This window comes from Plantibacter flavus (assembly GCF_002024505.1).
Classification (GTDB): domain Bacteria; phylum Actinomycetota; class Actinomycetes; order Actinomycetales; family Microbacteriaceae; genus Plantibacter; species Plantibacter flavus_A.
On sequence record NZ_CP019402.1, the window covers coordinates 1,037,018 to 1,054,623 of the forward strand.

At 69.5% G+C, this 17,606-nt stretch carries 18 protein-coding genes and 1 tRNA gene; 13 read left to right on the plus strand and 6 right to left on the minus strand.

All coding sequences use genetic code 11. The features are described from left to right. The first annotated feature begins 181 nt into the window (after window positions 1–181). The 4 genes from BWO91_RS04860 to BWO91_RS04875 all read left to right on the plus strand — a co-directional run bounded on the left by BWO91_RS04860 (window position 182) and on the right by BWO91_RS04875 (window position 7,183). Window positions 182–700, plus strand: a complete 519-nt coding sequence (locus BWO91_RS04860; protein ID WP_079001594.1) for an amino-acid N-acetyltransferase — start codon at window positions 182–184, stop codon at window positions 698–700. 260 nt (window positions 701–960) lie between these two features. Next, window positions 961–5,874: an ExeM/NucH family extracellular endonuclease gene (locus BWO91_RS04865; RefSeq protein WP_079001596.1), complete on the plus strand. Its 4,914-nt coding sequence runs from the start codon at window positions 961–963 to the stop codon at window positions 5,872–5,874. Window positions 5,875–5,984: 110 nt separating this feature from the next. Next, entirely contained in the window at window positions 5,985–6,650 is a 666-nt protein-coding gene (locus tag BWO91_RS04870; protein WP_079001598.1) for a hypothetical protein, read from the plus strand. Between the two features lie 125 nt (window positions 6,651–6,775). Continuing rightward, the gene (locus tag BWO91_RS04875) at window positions 6,776–7,183 is read left to right on the plus strand and encodes an SseB family protein (protein ID WP_079001600.1); all 408 of its coding nucleotides are present in this window, start codon (window positions 6,776–6,778) and stop codon (window positions 7,181–7,183) included. 171 nt (window positions 7,184–7,354) lie between these two features. On the opposite strand, the gene radA is transcribed toward BWO91_RS04875, so the two are convergent. Then, the gene (radA, locus tag BWO91_RS04880) at window positions 7,355–8,731 is read right to left on the minus strand and encodes a DNA repair protein RadA (RefSeq protein WP_064294317.1); all 1,377 of its coding nucleotides are present in this window, start codon (window positions 8,729–8,731) and stop codon (window positions 7,355–7,357) included. 109 nt (window positions 8,732–8,840) lie between these two features. Here radA and BWO91_RS04885 point away from each other — a divergent pair. From BWO91_RS04885 to BWO91_RS04915, 7 genes are all read left to right on the plus strand, one after another. Beyond that, window positions 8,841–8,930 (plus strand) — tRNA-Ser (locus tag BWO91_RS04885). Window positions 8,931–9,038: 108 nt separating this feature from the next. Next, window positions 9,039–9,311: a hypothetical protein gene (locus tag BWO91_RS04890; protein ID WP_079001602.1), complete on the plus strand. Its 273-nt coding sequence runs from the start codon at window positions 9,039–9,041 to the stop codon at window positions 9,309–9,311. A gap of 139 nt (window positions 9,312–9,450) precedes the next feature. Further along, window positions 9,451–10,416, plus strand: a complete 966-nt coding sequence (locus BWO91_RS04895; RefSeq protein WP_079001604.1) for a nuclear transport factor 2 family protein — start codon at window positions 9,451–9,453, stop codon at window positions 10,414–10,416. A gap of 198 nt (window positions 10,417–10,614) precedes the next feature. After that, window positions 10,615–10,992 carry a hypothetical protein gene (locus BWO91_RS04900; RefSeq protein ID WP_153303388.1) on the plus strand — a complete coding sequence of 126 codons (378 nt, stop codon included), beginning with the start codon at window positions 10,615–10,617 and terminating at the stop codon, window positions 10,990–10,992. 100 nt (window positions 10,993–11,092) lie between these two features. Next, window positions 11,093–11,596, plus strand: a complete 504-nt coding sequence (locus BWO91_RS04905) for a GNAT family N-acetyltransferase (protein WP_240555685.1) — start codon at window positions 11,093–11,095, stop codon at window positions 11,594–11,596. 9 nt (window positions 11,597–11,605) lie between these two features. Further along, entirely contained in the window at window positions 11,606–11,869 is a 264-nt protein-coding gene (locus BWO91_RS04910; protein ID WP_079001610.1) for a DUF1653 domain-containing protein, read from the plus strand. Window positions 11,870–11,885: 16 nt separating this feature from the next. After that, window positions 11,886–12,377, plus strand: coding sequence for an SRPBCC family protein (locus BWO91_RS04915; RefSeq protein WP_079001612.1), 492 nt, complete (start codon window positions 11,886–11,888; stop codon window positions 12,375–12,377). 13 nt (window positions 12,378–12,390) lie between these two features. Here the strand turns inward: BWO91_RS04915 and BWO91_RS04920 are convergent, their stop codons facing one another. Then, window positions 12,391–12,708 carry a hypothetical protein gene (locus BWO91_RS04920; protein WP_079001614.1) on the minus strand — a complete coding sequence of 106 codons (318 nt, stop codon included), beginning with the start codon at window positions 12,706–12,708 and terminating at the stop codon, window positions 12,391–12,393. 71 nt (window positions 12,709–12,779) lie between these two features. Here BWO91_RS04920 and BWO91_RS04925 point away from each other — a divergent pair, with 71 nt between their 5' ends. Both BWO91_RS04925 and BWO91_RS04930 read left to right on the plus strand, forming a co-directional pair. After that, complete coding sequence (locus tag BWO91_RS04925) at window positions 12,780–13,130, plus strand: DUF6804 family protein (protein ID WP_064294309.1); 351 nt, start codon at window positions 12,780–12,782, stop codon at window positions 13,128–13,130. Window positions 13,131–13,186: 56 nt separating this feature from the next. Beyond that, a complete protein-coding gene (locus BWO91_RS04930; RefSeq protein ID WP_079001616.1) occupies window positions 13,187–14,470 on the plus strand; it encodes an FAD-binding protein in 1,284 nt (427 codons plus the stop codon). Between the two features lie 180 nt (window positions 14,471–14,650). On the opposite strand, the gene BWO91_RS04935 is transcribed toward BWO91_RS04930, so the two are convergent. The 4 genes from BWO91_RS04935 to BWO91_RS04950 form a co-directional block, all read right to left on the minus strand. After that, complete coding sequence (locus BWO91_RS04935; protein ID WP_079001618.1) at window positions 14,651–15,313, minus strand: pentapeptide repeat-containing protein; 663 nt, start codon at window positions 15,311–15,313, stop codon at window positions 14,651–14,653. 82 nt (window positions 15,314–15,395) lie between these two features. Beyond that, entirely contained in the window at window positions 15,396–15,701 is a 306-nt protein-coding gene (locus BWO91_RS04940; RefSeq protein ID WP_064294306.1) for a hypothetical protein, read from the minus strand. A gap of 9 nt (window positions 15,702–15,710) precedes the next feature. Further along, window positions 15,711–15,980: a hypothetical protein gene (locus BWO91_RS04945; protein WP_240555686.1), complete on the minus strand. Its 270-nt coding sequence runs from the start codon at window positions 15,978–15,980 to the stop codon at window positions 15,711–15,713. A 16-nt stretch (window positions 15,981–15,996) separates the two neighbouring features. After that, on the minus strand, window positions 15,997–17,490 hold the full coding sequence (locus BWO91_RS04950) for an SDR family NAD(P)-dependent oxidoreductase (RefSeq protein WP_079001621.1): 1,494 nt from the start codon (window positions 17,488–17,490) through the stop codon (window positions 15,997–15,999). Between the last annotated feature and the right edge of the window lie 116 nt (window positions 17,491–17,606).

Consider the following 17,606-nt stretch of genomic DNA (forward strand, 5'->3'; position numbering starts at 1 on the left):
CGCCCCACTGGACCGAGCGCGCCCCTCTGGAGGCCCGCGCTCGCGCGGCTGGGTAGCGCTCACGCCGCTTCGGCAGCGCTCGCGCGAGCGCACCGCGCCGGCGCCCACCAACCCGCGCGCGGTCCGGAGCACCGCGCTGGCGTCAGTAGACTGCTCGGAGGTTCTGACAGGAGGAGGCGGGATGGTCGAGCGGGCTCAGCAGGGGTATGTCGTCCGTCGAGCCCGCACGAGCGACGTCCGCCGCATCCAGGCGCTCGTCGAACCACTCGTGCAGCAGCGCATCCTCCTCGGCAAGGACGACGTCGTGTTCTACGAAGCCGTCCAGGAGTTCCGCGTCGCCGAGACGCCCGACGGCGAACTCATCGGCTGCGGCGCGCTGCACGTCATCTGGGAGGACCTCGGCGAGGTCCGCACCCTCGCCGTCTCCGCCGACCACCTCGGTACCGGGGTCGGCCACGCGCTCGTCGAGCGCCTCGAACACGACGCGATCGAGCTCGGCCTGCGTCGCCTGTTCTGCCTGACCTTCGAAACCGGCTTCTTCACGAGACACGGCTATCAGGAGATCGGCGAGGAGATCGTCCCACCCGAGGTCTACGCACAGCTCGTGCGCTCGTCGGACGAAGGTGTTGCGGAGTTCCTCGACCTCGCGCGGGTCAAGCCGAATACGCTCGGTAACACCCGGATGCTCAAGCTGCTCTGAACCACAGCTTGAAGGTTGGCGCTCGTCGGAGCGACCGGTGAGACCGTTCACATCGCCGAGCTGATCAGCACTTTCTCCGATTCCTGGCGCGAACCCGCTGCTCACATGAGCAGGCCCGGATTTACGTGCCGTTCACATTCGCGGTGGTTTTCCGTCACGCATGTCGGTTAGCTTGTGAGGCACTACCCATCGTCTGTGCCTCGAATGGGGGGTGCGTTGTCGCGCGCTCCGAACGAGGACGGCCCTCGATTCGGAGCCACATGTCGTTCAAACACCCGTGGAGGCTGTCCGCCTTCGCCGCCCTTGCCGGGCTCGTCGCCGCACCCCTCGTGGCGACACCAGCCGTCGCCTCGACCGACGGCCTCGGCGTCGTCATCAACGAGGCCTACCTCTCGGGCGGGAGCGCGAACGCGCCCTACCTGAACAAGTTCGTCGAGCTCTACAACCCGAGCGACGCGGCAGTCGACGTCAGCGGCTGGTCGATCCAGTACCGCAAGCTCGACGGCGTCGGCGCCTCCTCCACCGTGGTGCCCCTCACCGGCTCCATCGCGGCCGGCGGCTACTACCTCGTGTCGGGCTCCTCCAACGGTGCCAACGGCGTCGCGCTGCCGACCCCCGACGTCACGAGCACCCTGAGCCCCCAGGGCCAGAACGGAACGCTCGCGCTCGTCGCCTCGACCACAGCGGTCACGCTCCCGACCGGGTCGGTCACGGGTGACCCCGCCATCGTCGACCTCCTCGGCTACGGCACGTCGAACACCTTCGAGACGGCCGCTTCACCGTCGCCGTCGGGCAACAGCGTCCCGAAGTCGATCGCGCGCACCGCGTTCGCCGACACCGACAGCAACGCCGCCGACTTCACGCTCAGCGACACCGTCACCCCGCAGAACAGCGCCGGCGACACCCCGGTCGACCCCGAGCCCACCCCGGAGCCGACCCCGGAACCCACCGACCCGACCACCCCGGTCGAGCCCGGCACGGCGACGATCGCCCAGATCCAGGGCACCGGCGCCGCGAGCACGATGGTCGGCCAGACGGTCACCACCACCGGCTTCGTCACCGCGAGCTTCCCGACCGGTGGCTTCAACGGCTACTACCTGCAGACCGCGGGCACCGGTGGAGCGATCGACCCCGCGACGCACCTCGCGTCCGACGGTGTCTTCGTCTACTCGCCGACCACCGTCGGTTCCGTCACCGTCGGCCAGTACCTGCAGGTCACCGGCGTCGTGGACGAGTACTACGGCCTGACGCAGCTGAAGGTCACGGACGCGGCCGCCGTCACGGCACTGGACGCCACCGGCGTCACCGCACCGACCGCCGCGAGTGTCGCCTTCCCGGCGACCGACGAGGAGCGCGAGCGCCTCGAGGGCATGCTGCTCGCCCCCGCCGGCGACTACACGGTCACCGACAACTACAGCACGAACCGCTACGGCGAGATCGCGCTCGCGGCGTCGACGACGCCGTTCGTCACGCCGACGGTCCTCGGTAAGCCCGGTTCCGCTGAGGCGCTCGCCGCCGCGGCACGGGTCCCGGCGGAGAAGGTCGTCCTCGACGACGGCGCGACCGTCGACTTCTCGAAGGCGGAGAACACCGGCACCCCGCTGCCGTACCTCTCGACCACCGCGCCCGTCCGGGTCGGTGCCGCCGTCGACTTCACCGCTCCGGTCGTCTTCGACTTCCGCAACAGCAACTGGAAGTTCCAGCCCACGCAGCAGCTGACCGGTGCCAACACGGCGACCGTGCAGCCGGCCACGTTCGAGAACACCCGCTCCACCTCACCTCGCGGTGTCGGTGGCGACGTGTCCCTCGCGACCTTCAACGTCCTCAACTACTTCGCCACCACCGGCGACTCCCGCACCGGGTGCACCTTCTACACCGACCGTCAGGGCGGCAAGACCACGGTGAACAACTCCGACGCCTCCGGTTGTGGCGTCCGGGGGGCGGCGACGGCCGAGAGCCTCGCCCGTCAGCAGGCGAAGATCGTCTCCGCGATCAACGCCCTGGACGCCGACGTCGTCTCGCTCGAGGAGATCCAGAACTCCGCCTCGATCGGGCTCGACCGCGACGACGCCCTCAAGACGCTGACCGCGGCGCTCAACGCCGATGCCGGCGAGGGCACCTGGACGTTCGTCCCCTCGCCCGCGAAGGTCCCCACGGACGAGGACGTCATCCGCACGGCCTTCATCTACAAGTCGGCCACCGTCGAGACCGTCGGTGAATCGCGCATCCTGCTCGACTCGCCCGCGTTCGACAACGCCCGTGAGCCCGACGCGCAGGCGTTCAAGCCCAAGGGGGCGGACGACGCCGCGACGTTCCTCGTGATCGCCAACCACTTCAAGTCGAAGAGCACCTCGGCAGCGGCCACCGGAGACAACGCCAACACCGGGCAGGGCGCCTTCACCGGCGACCGCACGCGTCAGGCCAAGGCCCTCGTGACCTTCGCGGACACGGTCTCGAAGGACGTCGGCACGAAGAAGGTCTTCCTCGTCGGAGACTTCAACTCCTACGACGCCGAGGACCCGCTGGACGTGCTCCGCGACGCCGGCTACATCAGCCAGGAGGCCAAGACCGGCGAGTACACCTACGCGTACGAAGGCGCGGTCGGGTCCCTCGACCACATCTTCGCGTCGCCGGAAGCCGACCAGAGCGTCACCGGTGCCGACGTGTGGAACATCAACTCCGTCGAGTCGATCGCCCTCGAGTACTCCCGCTACAACGCGAACGTGACCGACTTCAACGTGCCGGACATGTTCCGCTCAAGCGACCACGACCCCGTGATCGTCGGCATCAGCGCCGACGCGAGCGAGTCCGCGACCGTCAACCTGCTCAACATCAACGACTTCCACGGTCGGATCGACGCCAACACGACGAAGTTCGCGGGCACGATCGAGCAGCTCAAGGCTATGTTCGCGCCCGACCAGACGGCGTTCATCTCCGCTGGTGACAACATCGGCGCCTCGCTCTTCGCCTCGTCGGCGCAGCAGGACCAGCCGACGATCGACGTGCTGAACGCGCTCGGTCTGAAGGCCTCCGCGGTGGGCAACCACGAGTTCGACCAGGGCTACGGCGACCTCGTCGACCGCGTCATGGCCGACGGGAAGAACGCGGCCTGGCCGTACCTCGGTGCCAACGTCTACGAGAAGGGCACGAAGCAGCCCGCGCTCCAGGAGTACACGATCCTCGACATCGACGGGGTGAAGGTCGCCGTCGTCGGCGCCATCACGCAGGAGACGCCGACGCTCGTGTCGCCCGCCGGCATCGCCGACCTCGACTTCGGTGACCCGGTCGAGGCCGTGAACCGCGTCGCGGCTCAGCTGACCGACGGCGACGAGTCCAACGGTGAGGCGGACGTCATCGTCGCGGAGTACCACGAGGGTGCTGGAGCCGGCACGCCGGACGGCGCGACCCTCGAGCAGGAGCTCGCCGAACAGAGCGCCTTCACCGAGATCGTCACCACGACGAGCGCGGACGTCGACGCCATCTTCACCGGCCACACGCACAAGCAGTACGCGTGGGACGCTCCGATCCCCGGCGTGACCGGCAAGACCCGCCCGGTGCTCCAGACCGGCAGCTACGGCGAGTTCATCGGTCAGATCACGCTGACCGTCGACCGCGCGTCGGGTGACGTGACCGCCTACACGGCGAAGAACGTCGCACGCACCACGGTGGCGGAGGCCGACCTGGTCAAGCAGTTCCCCGCGGTCGCGACGGTCAAGACGATCACCGACAAGGCCCTCGCGGTCGCGGCGGAGATCGGCAACCAGAAGATCGGTGAGGCGACGGCCGACATCACCCGCGCGTTCAACAACGGGGTGAAGGACGACCGCGGCGCCGAGTCGACGCTCGGTGCGCTCGTCGCCGACTCCCTCCGCGCCTCGCTCTCGAGTGCCGACCGGGGCGGAGCCGACATCGGCATCGTCAACCCGGGCGGCATGCGTGAGGAGATCCTCGCGGGCGACATCACGTACGCCGAGGCGAACGCGGTGCTGCCGTTCCTCAACAACCTGTGGACGACCTCGCTCACGGGTGCGCAGTTCAAGACCGTGCTCGAGCAGCAGTGGCAGCTCGACGCGGCCGGGAACGTGCCGTCCCGTCCGTACCTGCAGCTCGGACTGTCGTCGAACGTGCAGTACACGTTCGACCCCACGAAGGCCCAGGGACAGCGCATCACGAGCATCACGGTGAACGGCGCTCCGATCGACCCGAGCAAGAGCTACCGGATCGGCTCCTTCAGCTTCCTGCTGCAGGGTGGCGACAACTTCCGAGAGTTCGCGAACGGCACGGACACACGTGACTCCGGTCTCGTCGACCGCGACGCGTGGATCGCCTACCTGACGGCGAACAGCCCGGTGTCCCCGGACTTCGCCCGCCAGAGCGTGCAGGTCACGAACGCGCCGACCGCAGCGGTCGCCGCAGGGAAGACGGTCTCGTTCGACGTCGCGAAGCTCGACCTCACCTCGACCGGCAGCCCGGTGAACACCTCGCTGACGATCGAGCTGAACGGCTCGCCGATCGGGACGGCCCCGGTCACCGCGGGGGCCGCGACGGTGTCCTTCACCGTCCCGGCGGGTACCGCTGACGGCGCGGCGACGGTGCGCCTCACGGCACTCGAGTCGGGGACGACGCTGACGGTGCCGCTCACGGTCGCGACGCCGCCGGTGGTCACGCCGCCGACGCCCGCACCGGAGTCCGCGCTCATCCAGGCGCTCAAGGACCTCATCAAGGCGATCACCGACTTCATCATCGGCAAGCTCGCCACGATCCACGTCGGCAAGGAGTACGCCGGCACCTGGGTGAGCGTCTGGCTGCACTCCGACCCGATCCTCGTCAGCGACGGCCTCGTGCAGGTCGATGCGGACGGCAACGTGCAGGTCACGGTTCCTGAGGACGCGCCGGTCGGTGCCCACCGACTCGTCGTCCAGGACGCCGACGGCAACGTCATCGGTTGGCAGGACATCGTCGTGCAGGCCGCGGCGGTCGACCCCGGCACCGACCCGGGCACCCAGCCCGGTGCAGGTGGCGGGAGCGGTTCGGGAACGGCCGGCGGAAGCCAGGACGGCAGCCTGAGCAAGACCGGTGCCGAGCCGTGGGGGAACGCGGCGCTCGCCGCGCTGCTCCTCGTCGGTGGTCTCGCGCTCGTGATCGCCCGTCGTCGCTCGGCGCAGCAGCTCTAGGCGCTCGCACCGCCCAGCACCATCCCGATGCCCCGTCATCGGTCGGACCACGGTCCGCACCGACGGCGGGGCATCGGGCGTTTCCGCGCCACTGCACTTAATCTGTGAGCATGTCGAGCCTCACGAATCCCCGCGGACCGGAGCGGCCCGCCGTCTACTGGCGACGCAGGCTGATCGTGTTCGGTGTCCTGCTCGCCGTCATCGTCCTGGTCATCGTGCTCATCGTCCGTCTCGCGTCGGGTCCGGGCGCCGAGAACACGGCTGCGACGTCGACCCCGACGCCCACCGCGACCTCCGCGCCGACGCCGGCCCCTGGGGCGTCGACGGCCGCGCCGATCGATGAGGCCGCGACCACCGACCCCGGTTCGGCGGCCGCATGCACCGCTGACCAGATCCGCGTCGAGGCCGTCGTGAACGGGACAAGCTTCGCGGCGGACGAACTCCCGCAGCTCTCGCTCAGCGTGACGAACACCGGCTCGGCCGCGTGCACGATGAACGCCGGTACGAGCCAGCAGGTGTTCACCGTTTCGAGCGGTGAGGAACCGTACTGGACGTCGACCGACTGCCAGACGGCACCGAGTGACCAGCAGGTGCTCCTCGAGCCGGGGAAGACGGTCTCGTCGAACCCGCCGATCACCTGGGACCGCACGCGGTCGGCGCCCGACACCTGTGATCAGCAGCGCGACCCGGTGCCCGCCGGCGGCGCCTCGTACCACCTGAACACCTCGATCGGTGGCTTCGCCTCCGCCGACAGTGCGCAGTTCCTGCTCAACTGACCGAACCTGCTCGCCGAGCCGTCCCGGTCCCCGAGCCGCCCTCCCGTTCGCTGAGTCGCCCCCGGTCACTGAGCCTGTCGAAGTGCTCGACCCGTGGCCCCGCACCGGCCTGCGACAATGGACGTATGGCGAAGCAGAAGCGACCCGAGTTCCGTTCCGAGCCCCTGGCCGCGGCCCTCGCCGCCGGCGACATGGTGGCCGTGGCACTCGCGTTGCGGAACGGCCGGTTCGTCGTCCCGCTCATGAAGCCGGGCAACCCCGACAAGCCGACGGAGACCGGCGAGGTCTGGATGTTCCGTCAGCCTGAGACCGCGAGGCTCGCGCTGCTCCTCTTCTCCGATGCGAAGAACAAGCCGGCCGCCCTGCCTCCTTACGTCGGTCTGCACGACGGTGTCTGGCTCGCGAGCTTCCTCCGCACCTACGGTGACGACATCGAGACGGTGCTCTTCGACGTCGCCGGCCCGCACTCGCTGCAGGCGTCGCCGGAGGAACTGCTGCGGGTGCTCGAGCTCGAGGCGCCGGCCGCCGAATAGCCCGACCCCGACCGCAGGTCGTGCTCTCGGCGGCGTCTGCGGTTCACAACTCCTGCACGTCGTCCTCCGAACCCCGGCAGGTCCCGTTCTGGGGCCCTGCGGGACCAGTCCGCAGGAGTTGTGAGCAGCACGCCCCCGGGCCTGGTTCGTGGAGCAGGCGGGTGGGCGCGCTCAGAAGGCGGCGTCGAGTTCGCGTTCGCGTCGGGCGGGCCGTGCGGCCTCGGCTGCGGTCTTCGCGATGCCCAGCACCGACTTGAGGTCGTTGCTGACGTCGGAGTTGAGCAGCAGCTTGTAGCCGAGGCGGTTGCCCTCCGAGCCGCGTTGCTTCGCGACGCTCACCGGGCGCACTTCGCCGCTGAGGCTGATCTCGCCGTAGGCCGCGAGGTCGCGGGGGAGGGCGAGGTCGCGGATGACGGAGACGAGGGCGAGGGCGATCGCGAGGTCGGCCGCCGGTTCGCTGATCTTCACGCCGCCGACGGTCGAGATGTAGACGTCGTGGTCGGTGAGGTCGTAGGAGTAGCGGCCGTGCAGCACGGCGAGGATCATCGCGACACGTGAGGGATCGACGCCGTTGGTGACGCGACGGGGGTTCGGTGCCTGCGTCTTGTTGATGAGCGCCTGGACTTCGACGGGGAGTGCACGGCGTCCCTCCATGACGATGGTGACGCAGGTGCCTGCCACGGGTTCGTTCTGGCTGAGGAACAGGGCGCTGGGGTCGGGGACCTCGGCGATGCCGTCGCCGGCCATCTCGAAGCAGCCGACCTCGTCGGTGGCGCCGAAGCGGTTCTTCTGTGCGCGGAGGAAGCGGAGCGCGGTGTGGCGGTCGCCTTCGAACTGGCAGACGACGTCGACGAGGTGTTCGAGGAGCCGGGGGCCGGCGATGGACCCGTCTTTCGTGACGTGGCCGACGAGCAGGATCGGGAGGTCGCGTTCCTTGGCGATGCGGGTGAGGACGGCAGAGACCTCGCGGACCTGGCCGGGTTGTCCGGCGAGGCCGTCGGACTGCGAGGAGGAGACGGTCTGGACGGAGTCGACGATGAGGAGCTTGGGCTGCACCTGATCGATGTGGCCGAGGATGGTGGCGAGGTCGGTCTCGGAGGCGAGGTAGAGGTCGTCGTGAAGCGCGCCGGTGCGTTCGGCACGGAGGCGGACCTGGCTGACCGACTCCTCGGCGCTGACGTAGAGGACGCGGGCGCCGGTCTTCGCCGCGCGGGATGCGACCTCGAGCAGCAGGGTCGACTTGCCGACGCCCGGCTCGCCGGAGAGGAGGATCGCGGCGCCGGGGACGATGCCGCCGCCGAGCACCCGGTCGAACTCGGCGATGCCGCTCGACCAGCGTGGTGCTTCGTCGGCGCTGGCCTGGGTGATGGGGCGTGCGGCGCGCTCGTCGGTGGCGCGGATGGGCGTCAGCTTGCCGAGGACACCGGTGGGAGCCGAGGCTTCGACGACCGTTCCCCACTGCTGGCATTCGCCGCATCGACCGGCCCACTTGGCGGTGGTCCAGCCGCATTCGGTGCAGCGGAATGCGGGGGAGGGTGCCTTGGCCATGCGGCCAGCCTAAGCGCGGCCGCCGACACCGCCGGCCCTCCGCGCCGCCTGTGGATGACCGGCATCGCTCAATTCGCGTCGGCGCTCGTCTTCTATTACACTCGACCCCGGTACCGTGTCCGAGCGGCCGAAGGTGCAACTCTCGAAAAGTTGTGTGCTTGAAAGAGCACCGTGGGTTCAAATCCCACCGGTACCGCCACGAAGAAGCCCCCTCCATCCCTGAGCAACACCGGGACGGAGGGGGCTTTTCGTCGTCATGCTCGTCATGCCGGTCCGCCGGCGGGCACGGGCGGCATAGCATCGAAGCGTGCAGACGGGGGAAGATGCGGAGTTCGAGGTCGAGCCTCGCTGGAAGGAAGAGGTCGTCTACTGGGAGGGGGCCGAGGGCTTCGTCTTCGACGCCGGGTGGGGCGTGGATCCGCCCGTGCTCTACATCCCGTTCCCAGAAGAGTGGGACGCCGTCACCGCGCCATGGATGCATGGCCGACGCGATGAGATCGTGGAACGGCTACGTCGACACTCCCGGCACCGGATCGAGGCTGGGCCTTATCCCGGGTCAGGGCGCCGGGTTACACGCTGAACGGCCGCGATGGCGGATAGGGCGGCCCGGTCGGCAGGACGACCCCCAGGCACCGACCCCAGAACTGAAGGACACGGATTCCCAGCGAAGCCCAGAAACACCTCACCTGAGGTTCAGAACGCCGTCGCACCCTGATGTCATGACCAGATCGCGTGCCTTCGTCGTCCCCCTCGTCCGTACTGCCGCCGTCCTCGCCGGCGTCTCACTGCTCGCGGGCTGCCAGGCCACCTCGGCAGCCGTGCCCGATCCCTCGTCCTCGGTCTCGCCGGCACGGAAGGGAAGTGCCGACGGCGGCTCGACGGGCGACCGCAGCGACTCGAAGACCGAGCAGAAGAACCTCGCCGCCGTGCTCGAGCTCTACACCGACGCCTTCCCGGACCCCGCCTCCTCGAAGGCGGTGGCCACGACCGACAAGCTGGTCACGGCCGACGCCATCGCGCACGGTTCCGGGCAGAAGTCCGGTCCGAGCGGCGTCCTGGCCGAGTTCACCGCCGACCGGACGCGGGTCCCGGGCGCGCAGGCGGTCGTGAAGCACACCGCGGCCGACGGCGACCTCGTGGCCGTGCACTACCAGGTCGCCTCCGACCCGGCCGACGAACGGACGGGCGAGGCCGCCGTCGACCTGTTCCGGGTGCGGGACGGCGCCGTGGTGGAGCGCTGGGCGTTCGATCAGCCCATCTCGACCGGGACGCCGGCGAGCGGGAACACCAACACGATGTTCAGCGACCTCTACAGCCCCGCGAAGCCCGCTGTCGCGTCGTCGGAGTCGCAAGAGGAGCAGAACCGGACGTTCGCCGTCAACGCGTATAACACGCTGTTCCGCGACCAGGACGTCTCGATCCTCGACAAAGCGTTCGACCCCGCCTACCTCCAGCACAACCCGGTCGCACCGAACGGCACGGCAGCGCTCAAGTCGTTCTTCTCGGGATCTGCGACGTTCCCGCCGCAGGAGTCGGTCATCTCGCTGAGCGACGGCGACCTCGTCTGGACGTTCTCGCAGAGCGTCGGCGCGAAGGCCGACGACCCCGTTCTGGCGGCGGACATCTTCCGCGTCGACGACAAGCTCATCCGCGAACACTGGGACGTGGTGCCGACCGCCGGGTGAGTCACTGCAGTGGCGTATCCGGGGTGCGGTCCTCGGGTCGCAACGCGACGTCCCGATGCGGTCGCCCGCTCGACGTCTGCGCCGATTACCGCACGCTCGGCCTTCCGCTCCACCCCTGGCGGTCTCCGGCGGCACACCGCTAGGGTCGGGAACGGTCCCGATCCGGGACCGTCGAACGACGAACGAGAGGTCTGCAGGATGGCGAAACGACCAGGGGGAGTGACCATCGTCGCGGTGATCGTCTGGATCCAGGGCTTCTTGAGTGCCCTCGGCGGCGCGCTCCTGATGATCGGAGCGAACACGCCGAACGGCAACCTCCAGGGGATGCAGGTCGCCGGCCTCGTCTCGCTGATCCTCGGGATCATCACCATCATCGTCGGCGTCGGCCTCCTGCGGGGGAGCGGTGTGGCGAGGGTGCTCACGACGATCGTCCTCGTGCTGTCGATCGCCAGCGCCGTCTACGCGATGATCACCACCGGCAACGTCGCGACGCAGATCATCAGCCTGCTGCTCGCGGTCATCGGCCTGATCCTCCTCTACACGAAGGCCGCTTCCGACTACTTCCGCTCGGCCTGAGCAGCGGGCACAGCCCTCTCCCGTCGCGATGCCCGCTTCGCCCACAGTCGCAATCCGCCCCTACGAGGCGTCTGACGAATCCTCGTGGGTGCGATGCCGGGTGCTCGCTTTTCTGACGACCCAGTACTACGACGACGTGTGGCCTCGCCGCCCGGACATGTCTGCACCGTCGTTCGGGCTGGTCGCGGTGGATGCGGAGGGGCGCGTGATCGGCTTGCTGGACGTCAGTGTCGACGCTGACGCCGCGACGATCGATTCGATCGCGACATATCCCAGTCACCAGGGCGCGGGGATCGGCACAGCACTCCTCGAAGCAGCTGTGGAGCGGCTGGCCGATGAGGGTGTCTCGAGTCTCGACGCGTGGACCCGAGAGGACCCGGCCGCGAACGGCTGGTACCGGCGCAATGGCTTCTCCGAGGCGTTCCAGTACCTGCATGTGCACCTGGAAGACGGGGACGATGCCGACGGGTTTACGACGCCGCCCGGGCTCAGCAGCCCGGTTCGCGCGTTCGTCCATGCGAGCATCGAGCGCGAGCAGGAGCTCAGGGAACGCTTCGCTCGGGTGTACGTGTGCCGCCAATATGTCCGGAAACTCGCTGGCTAGAATCGGGACATGAGTGACGACAGCACGGCCATCACCGACGACGGCGAGTCCTTCGGCGTCGAGCCCGGCACCTACCGGCACTTCAAAGGTGCGCGGTACGAGGTCATCGGCGTCGGACGACACAGCGAGACCGAGGAGCCGTACGTCTTCTATCGGACGACCACGACGCCGCCGACGTCGTGGGTGCGACCGCTCGCGATGTTCGTCGAGCCCGTCTCACGCGACGGCTACGAGGGACCGCGCTTCGCCCGCGTCGAGGACGACGCAGACTGACCTGAGGGAGCACCGCATGACCGACACCGATCACACACGACCCGAACCGGCTGACGAACGCGACCTGCTGGTCGAGCGGATCATCCACGCGCCGCGATCGGCCGTCTGGGCAGCATGGACCGACCCCACGACGCTCGGGCAGTGGTGGGTGCCGGCGCCGGCGGTGTGTCGAGTCGTCGAGCTCGAGCTGCGACCAGGTGGGTCCTTCCGCTCCGAGTTCAGTGAGGACGGCGTCGACTTCGTGCCGCAGATCACCGGATGCGTGCTGGAGGTCGTTCCGGAGCAGCGACTCGTCTGGACGACGGCGCTGACCGCAGGCTGGCGGCCCGCCGAGCAGCCGTTCATCTCCGCCGTGATCGACCTCGCCGACCACCCCGACGGCACCCGCTACCGAGCGACCGCACTCCACAGCGGGGTCGCCCAGCGCGATGAACACCTCGAACTCGGCTTCCACGCCGGCTGGGGGATCGTCACGGACCAACTCGCCGCGCTCGTGGAGCAGCGCTGAGCCAGCCCTCCGGTCAGGCCGACTCCGGATCGGTCGATGCGTCGGGTTCGGACGTCAGGATCATGCCGCTCGGCGTATAGGAGGAGTCGAGCAAGGCGCGCACCCACGCCTGGTTGACCGGCGGCTCCGCCTGCGCGAACCGGAACTGCAGCGGGACGTCGCTCGTGATCCAGAGACTCACGCGCCCACCGCCGTCCACAGCGCCCTTCGTCCATTCGACGAAGAAGGACTCCCGACGACGCAGCTTGTTCCCGATCGCCGCCCTGAGATGGGCGAGCACGCGGTCGTCGAAGTCGTAGTGACTTCCGGCACCGTAGATGAGAACGCCCATGCAGTGATTGTGCCGCATCGGCCCCGCCGCACCGCTCGGCGACGCCCCGCCGCTCCACGTAAACTCGTGGGATGCCGAGTCCGACCCCCGCTCCCGCACCCTTCGCCCTTCGCCCGGCGCTCATCCCGGGCATCATGGGTGCGGTCGCGCTCATGTTGGGCCTCGCGCTGCTCGAGCTCGACGCCTTCACGATCGTGCTGTTCGTGGTGAGCATCCTCGCGCTCATCATGGCCGTGTTCGCTTGGCAGGCCAAGCAGCCGCTCTGGATGATCCCGACGCTGCTCGTCGCGATCGTGTGGAACCCGGTCCTCCCGCTCCCGTTCGGCGGCATCCCCTGGATCATCGCGCAGTTCCTCGGCGCGGTCGTGCTCGTCGCCGTCGGTGTCCTGCTCGAGAACAAGCACGCCGCTCCGCCCGCCTGACTGGAAATGTTTCGGGAACGCCTGCGGGTCGTCCCGGCTCTGGCAAGCTTGCGCTCATGACGCTTGAACGCAACTGGGCCGGCACGCACACCTTCGCAGCGCCGCGGATCGTGAACGCCACGTCGATCGATGAGGTCCGCGCACTCGTCGCCGAGGCCGCCAGGACGGGCACGCGTGTCCGCGCCCTCGGCACCCGACACTCGTTCACCGACCTCGCCGACTCCGACGGCACGCTTATCACGGTGCTCGACATCCCCGCCGACCCGGTGTTCGACGAGGCTGCCGGCTCGGTGACGATCGGAGCCGGGACGCGCTACGGGATCGCCGCCGCCTGGCTCGCCGAACATGGCCTCGCCTTCCACAACATGGGCTCGCTCCCGCACATCTCCATCGGCGGCGCGATCGCGACCGGCACCCACGGATCCGGCAACGACAACGGCATCCTGTCCTCAGCGGTGAGCGGCCTCGAGTACGTCGACGCCACGGGCGAACTCGTCCACGTGCGTCGCGGGGACCCCGGCTTCGACGGCCTCGTCGTCGGGCTCGGCGCGTACGGCATCGTGGTGCGCGTGACGGTCGACGTGCAGCCCGCCTACCGCGTGCGTCAGGACGTCTACCGCGACGTCCCGTGGGATGCCGTGCTCGCCGACTTCGAGGGCGTCACCGGCGGTGCCTACAGCGTCAGCATCTTCACCAACTGGCTCGGCGACACCGTCGAGCAGATCTGGTGGAAGACCCGCCTTGTCGCCGGCGACGACGAACTGCCCGTGGTCCCTGAGTCGTGGCTCGGTGTGCAGCGGGACTCCCTGACCGCCGGCAACCTCGTCGAGACGGACCCCGACAACCTCACCCTGCAGGGCGGTGTCCCCGGCGACTGGTGGGAGCGGCTGCCGCACTTCCGGCTCGAGTCGACGCCGAGCAACGGTGACGAGATCCAGACCGAGTACTTCATCGACCGCGCTGACGGACCCGCTGCGATCACGGCCCTGCGTGCGCTCGGCGACCGCATCGCCCCGCTGCTGCTCGTGACCGAACTGCGCACGGCCGCGCCGGACAAGCTCTGGCTGAGCGGCGCCTACCACCGGGAGATGCTCGCCGTGCACTTCACCTGGCGCAACCTGCCCGATGAGGTCCGAGCGGTGCTGCCCGCGATCGAGGAGGCGCTCGCACCCTTCGACGCCCGCCCGCACTGGGGCAAGCTCAACCTCCTGACCGCCGAGCGCATCGCCGAGGTCGTGCCGCGACTCGCCGACGCGCGGGACCTCTTCGAGGAGCTCGATCCCGCCGGAACCTTCTCGAACGCGCACTTGGAGCGCATCGGGGTCCGTCTGCCCCGGTAGCGGGTGTCGGTGGAGCGGGTGCCAGCGCGGTGCGCCGGCGCGAGCGCGGTGCGCTGGCGCGAGTGCGGGGGAAGCGGCGTGGGCGCGGGGTACACGCGTGAGCGCGGGTCTCCGGAGACCCGCGCCCACGCGCCAGACCCGCGGTGACGTCAGCGCACCGCGCTGGCGCAACCCGGGAGGTCAGTCCTCGACTCGGATGCCGAACTGCTCGGCGAACATCGCTGCGAGCTCTCCGACCTGGAACGGCGTCATCGTCGCGCCCCGCAGGTGCTCGATGCCGGCGATGCGGCGGAGCTCGAGCGTCCGGAGGTCGACGTCCGTGAGCCTCGCCCGCGTGACGTCGAGACTGTTGAGCGTGCAGTCGACGAACCGGACCCGGGTGGCCGTCGCATCGGCGAGGTCGAGTTCGTCGATCGTGCAGTCCTCGAACTGGACGTCCTGCAGCACGGCCCCGCGCAGGTTCACGAACCCGAGCTTGCATCCGGTGACCCGCACCGACTGCCAGTTCGCGTCGTAACAGTCGGCGGAACCGACCCGGGACCCCTCCAGCTCGATGTCGCGCAGGCGACTTCGAGGGGCGAGGAGGATGGGCGCGTCCCACCGCTCGAGCCGGGAGTCGAGGAACGACGCCGCCCGGAAGTCGGTCTGGTCGGCTCGAATGCCGGCAAGCAGGGACTCGGAGATCGTGATGCCCGAGAGGTCACGGTGCGACAGGTCGAGGTCGGCGATCCGCAGGCCTTCGACACTGTCGTGCGCGTCGAGGGCGCCCTCGTCGCCGTCGGTCAATCCGATGAGACGGACGGGGTCGAGCCGTGGTGCCGTCGTTCCGGTGCGTTTCGCCATGCCGTGTTCTCCCGATGCCCGTGCGTGAAGGGGTGATCCGGCCAGCCTAGGGGCGGCCGCCGACGGGTTTCCGAGCCACCGCTCAGCTCGCTGTGAACCGACCTGGGAGGAACGGCAGGAGCGGCGCGCGATAGACGAGCGACGTGTCGACGCCGGCGGTCAAGGTGGTCCGGGCCGCGCCGTACCGCCAGACCCGATTGAAGAGGAAGACCTCGAAGGAGACCTCCGTCCCGCCGAGTCGCCAGCTGCCCGTACCCCACTGGGCCGGCTGGCCTCGCCCGTCGAACACCACCGTCGGACGCTGGAACGCGCCGTACCAGGGACGTCGGAGCGTCACTTCGACGCGATGCTGCGTCGGCGACGGGTCCTGGGTGACTTCGCTGCTCATCGGCCCAGCCTAGGCTGAGCGGCGGCGTTCCCGTGGTGCCGGCGCAGGCGGGACGGGCTTCGCCGCGATGACGTCGGCGTCGGCGATCACGACCGGTCCGCGCTTGGTCTCGACCGTGCAGCCCGTGTCCGACCGCTCGACGAGCTCGCCGAGGGCGTCGGTCGCACCCGCCTCGGCGCCCTCGGGCAGTGCGAAGCGCACGACGACCCGCGAACCGAGCGGTGCCTCCCGGAGGAAGCGGACGGCCGCCGGACCGATCATCGCCGGGTCCTCGACCACGACCGCGAGTCGAAGCTCACCAGGAGCTCGGGCGGTAGTCCTTGAGGAAGACGCCGAACAGGTTCTCGCCGGCCTCGCCGCGGACGATCGGGTCGTACACCCGCGCCGCGCCGTCGACGAGGTCGAGCGGGGCGTGGAAGCCCTCCTCCGCCAGCCGCACCTTGGTCGGGTGCGGGCGCTCGTCGGTGATCCAGCCGGTGTCGACACTCGTCATGAGGATGCCGTCGGTCTCGAACATCTCCCGCGCGCTCGTCCGGGTGAGCATGTTCAGCGCGGCCTTCGCCATGTTCGTGTGCGGGTGGCCCGGGCCCTTGTAGCCGCGACCGAAGACGCCCTCCATCGCGGAGACGTTGACCACGTAGGTGCGTGGGAAGTCGGACGCCGCCATCGAGGCACGCAGGCGGCTGATGAGGATGAACGGGGCGGTCGCGTTCGCCAGCTGGACCTCGAGCATCTCGATGGGCTCGACCTGGTCGACGTTCTGCACCCAGCTGTTGCTGTGGTCGACGTCGGGGACGAGTCCGCCGGCGTCGATCGCGGTGCCGGCGGCGAGCCGTTCGAGCGAGGACGACCCGGCCGTCATGGCCGCTTCGGTGAGCGCATCGGCTTTGGCCGCCGCTGCGGCGAGGATCGGGTGGGCGGACACCGACGCCGCGAGCGACAGCGGGTGTGCGTCGTTCGTGTGGCCGAAGGTGACGAGCTCGGGCAGTGGGCCGTCCGGCAGCGGGGCGAGCTCCGCGTCGACGAGCGGCTGGTAGGCGCCCTTCGTGCGGCGGACCGTCTGCGCGGCGTTGTTGATGAGGATGTCGAGCGGACCCTGCTCGGCCACGGAATCCGCGAGGGCGATGACCTGGGCCGGGTCGCGGAGGTCGATGCCGACGACGCGAAGCCGGTGCAGCCAGTCGGCGCTGTCGGAGAGCGCGCTGAAGCGGCGGACGGCGTCGCGCGGGAACCGCGTCGTGATGGTGGTGTGTGCTCCGTCGCGCAGGAGTCGTAGCGCGATGTACATGCCGATCTTCGCGCGGCCACCGGTGAGGAGGGCGCGCTTGCCGGTGAGGTCGGTGCGGGCGTCGCGCTTCGCGTGGCTCATCGCCGCGCACTGCGGGCAGAGCTGGTGGTAGAAGGCGTCGACCGTCGTGTAGGGCTGCTTGCAGATGTAGCAGTTGCGCGGCACCAGCAGCTCGCCGGCGGTCGGAGCCGTCGTGGTGGTGGCGAGCGGGATGCCCCGGGTCTCGTCGTCGATGCGGTCGGGGGCGCCCGTCGCGGTGGCGGCGATCACGGCGCGGTCGGCGTCGGCGATCCGGGCCCGACGGTCGAGCCGGCGTTCCTTCTTGACCGCCTTGAACATCTTGGCGGTGGCGCGGCGCACCTGGAGGTAGTCGGGGTGCTCCTCGTCCATCGTCGCCATGGTCTGGAGGACGCGCAGCGTGACCTCGAGATCGGTGGGATCGATGCCCGCGTCGTCGCCGGGAGCGTGGTTCGCAGGCTCGTCGTGGGGGAGAGAGGTCATTACCTCATTCTACGAGCCGCCGGACGTGCCTCGGTCGGAGCTGTGGTCAGCGCGGGGCGCTGGACCGACCGCGACCCACAGACGTGAGCGCGCCCCTCCGGAGGGGCGCGCTCACG

Coding starts and splice junctions, on each gene's coding strand:
- BWO91_RS04930 (WP_079001616.1), top strand. CDS start 13,187: ATGACGCTTGAACGCAACTGGGCCGGCACGCACACCTTCGCAGCGCCG.
- BWO91_RS04910 (WP_079001610.1), top strand. CDS start 11,606: ATGAGTGACGACAGCACGGCCATCACCGACGACGGCGAGTCCTTCGGC.
- BWO91_RS04870 (WP_079001598.1), top strand. CDS start 5,985: ATGTCGAGCCTCACGAATCCCCGCGGACCGGAGCGGCCCGCCGTCTAC.
- BWO91_RS04920 (WP_079001614.1), bottom strand. CDS start 12,708: ATGGGCGTTCTCATCTACGGTGCCGGAAGTCACTACGACTTCGACGAC.
- BWO91_RS04900 (WP_153303388.1), top strand. CDS start 10,615: ATGGCGAAACGACCAGGGGGAGTGACCATCGTCGCGGTGATCGTCTGG.
- radA (WP_064294317.1), bottom strand. CDS start 8,731: ATGGCCAAGGCACCCTCCCCCGCATTCCGCTGCACCGAATGCGGCTGG.
- BWO91_RS04935 (WP_079001618.1), bottom strand. CDS start 15,313: ATGGCGAAACGCACCGGAACGACGGCACCACGGCTCGACCCCGTCCGT.
- BWO91_RS04865 (WP_079001596.1), top strand. CDS start 961: ATGTCGTTCAAACACCCGTGGAGGCTGTCCGCCTTCGCCGCCCTTGCC.
- BWO91_RS04875 (WP_079001600.1), top strand. CDS start 6,776: ATGGCGAAGCAGAAGCGACCCGAGTTCCGTTCCGAGCCCCTGGCCGCG.
- BWO91_RS04915 (WP_079001612.1), top strand. CDS start 11,886: ATGACCGACACCGATCACACACGACCCGAACCGGCTGACGAACGCGAC.
- BWO91_RS04940 (WP_064294306.1), bottom strand. CDS start 15,701: ATGAGCAGCGAAGTCACCCAGGACCCGTCGCCGACGCAGCATCGCGTC.
- BWO91_RS04895 (WP_079001604.1), top strand. CDS start 9,451: ATGACCAGATCGCGTGCCTTCGTCGTCCCCCTCGTCCGTACTGCCGCC.
- BWO91_RS04860 (WP_079001594.1), top strand. CDS start 182: ATGGTCGAGCGGGCTCAGCAGGGGTATGTCGTCCGTCGAGCCCGCACG.
- BWO91_RS04950 (WP_079001621.1), bottom strand. CDS start 17,490: ATGACCTCTCTCCCCCACGACGAGCCTGCGAACCACGCTCCCGGCGAC.
- BWO91_RS04925 (WP_064294309.1), top strand. CDS start 12,780: ATGCCGAGTCCGACCCCCGCTCCCGCACCCTTCGCCCTTCGCCCGGCG.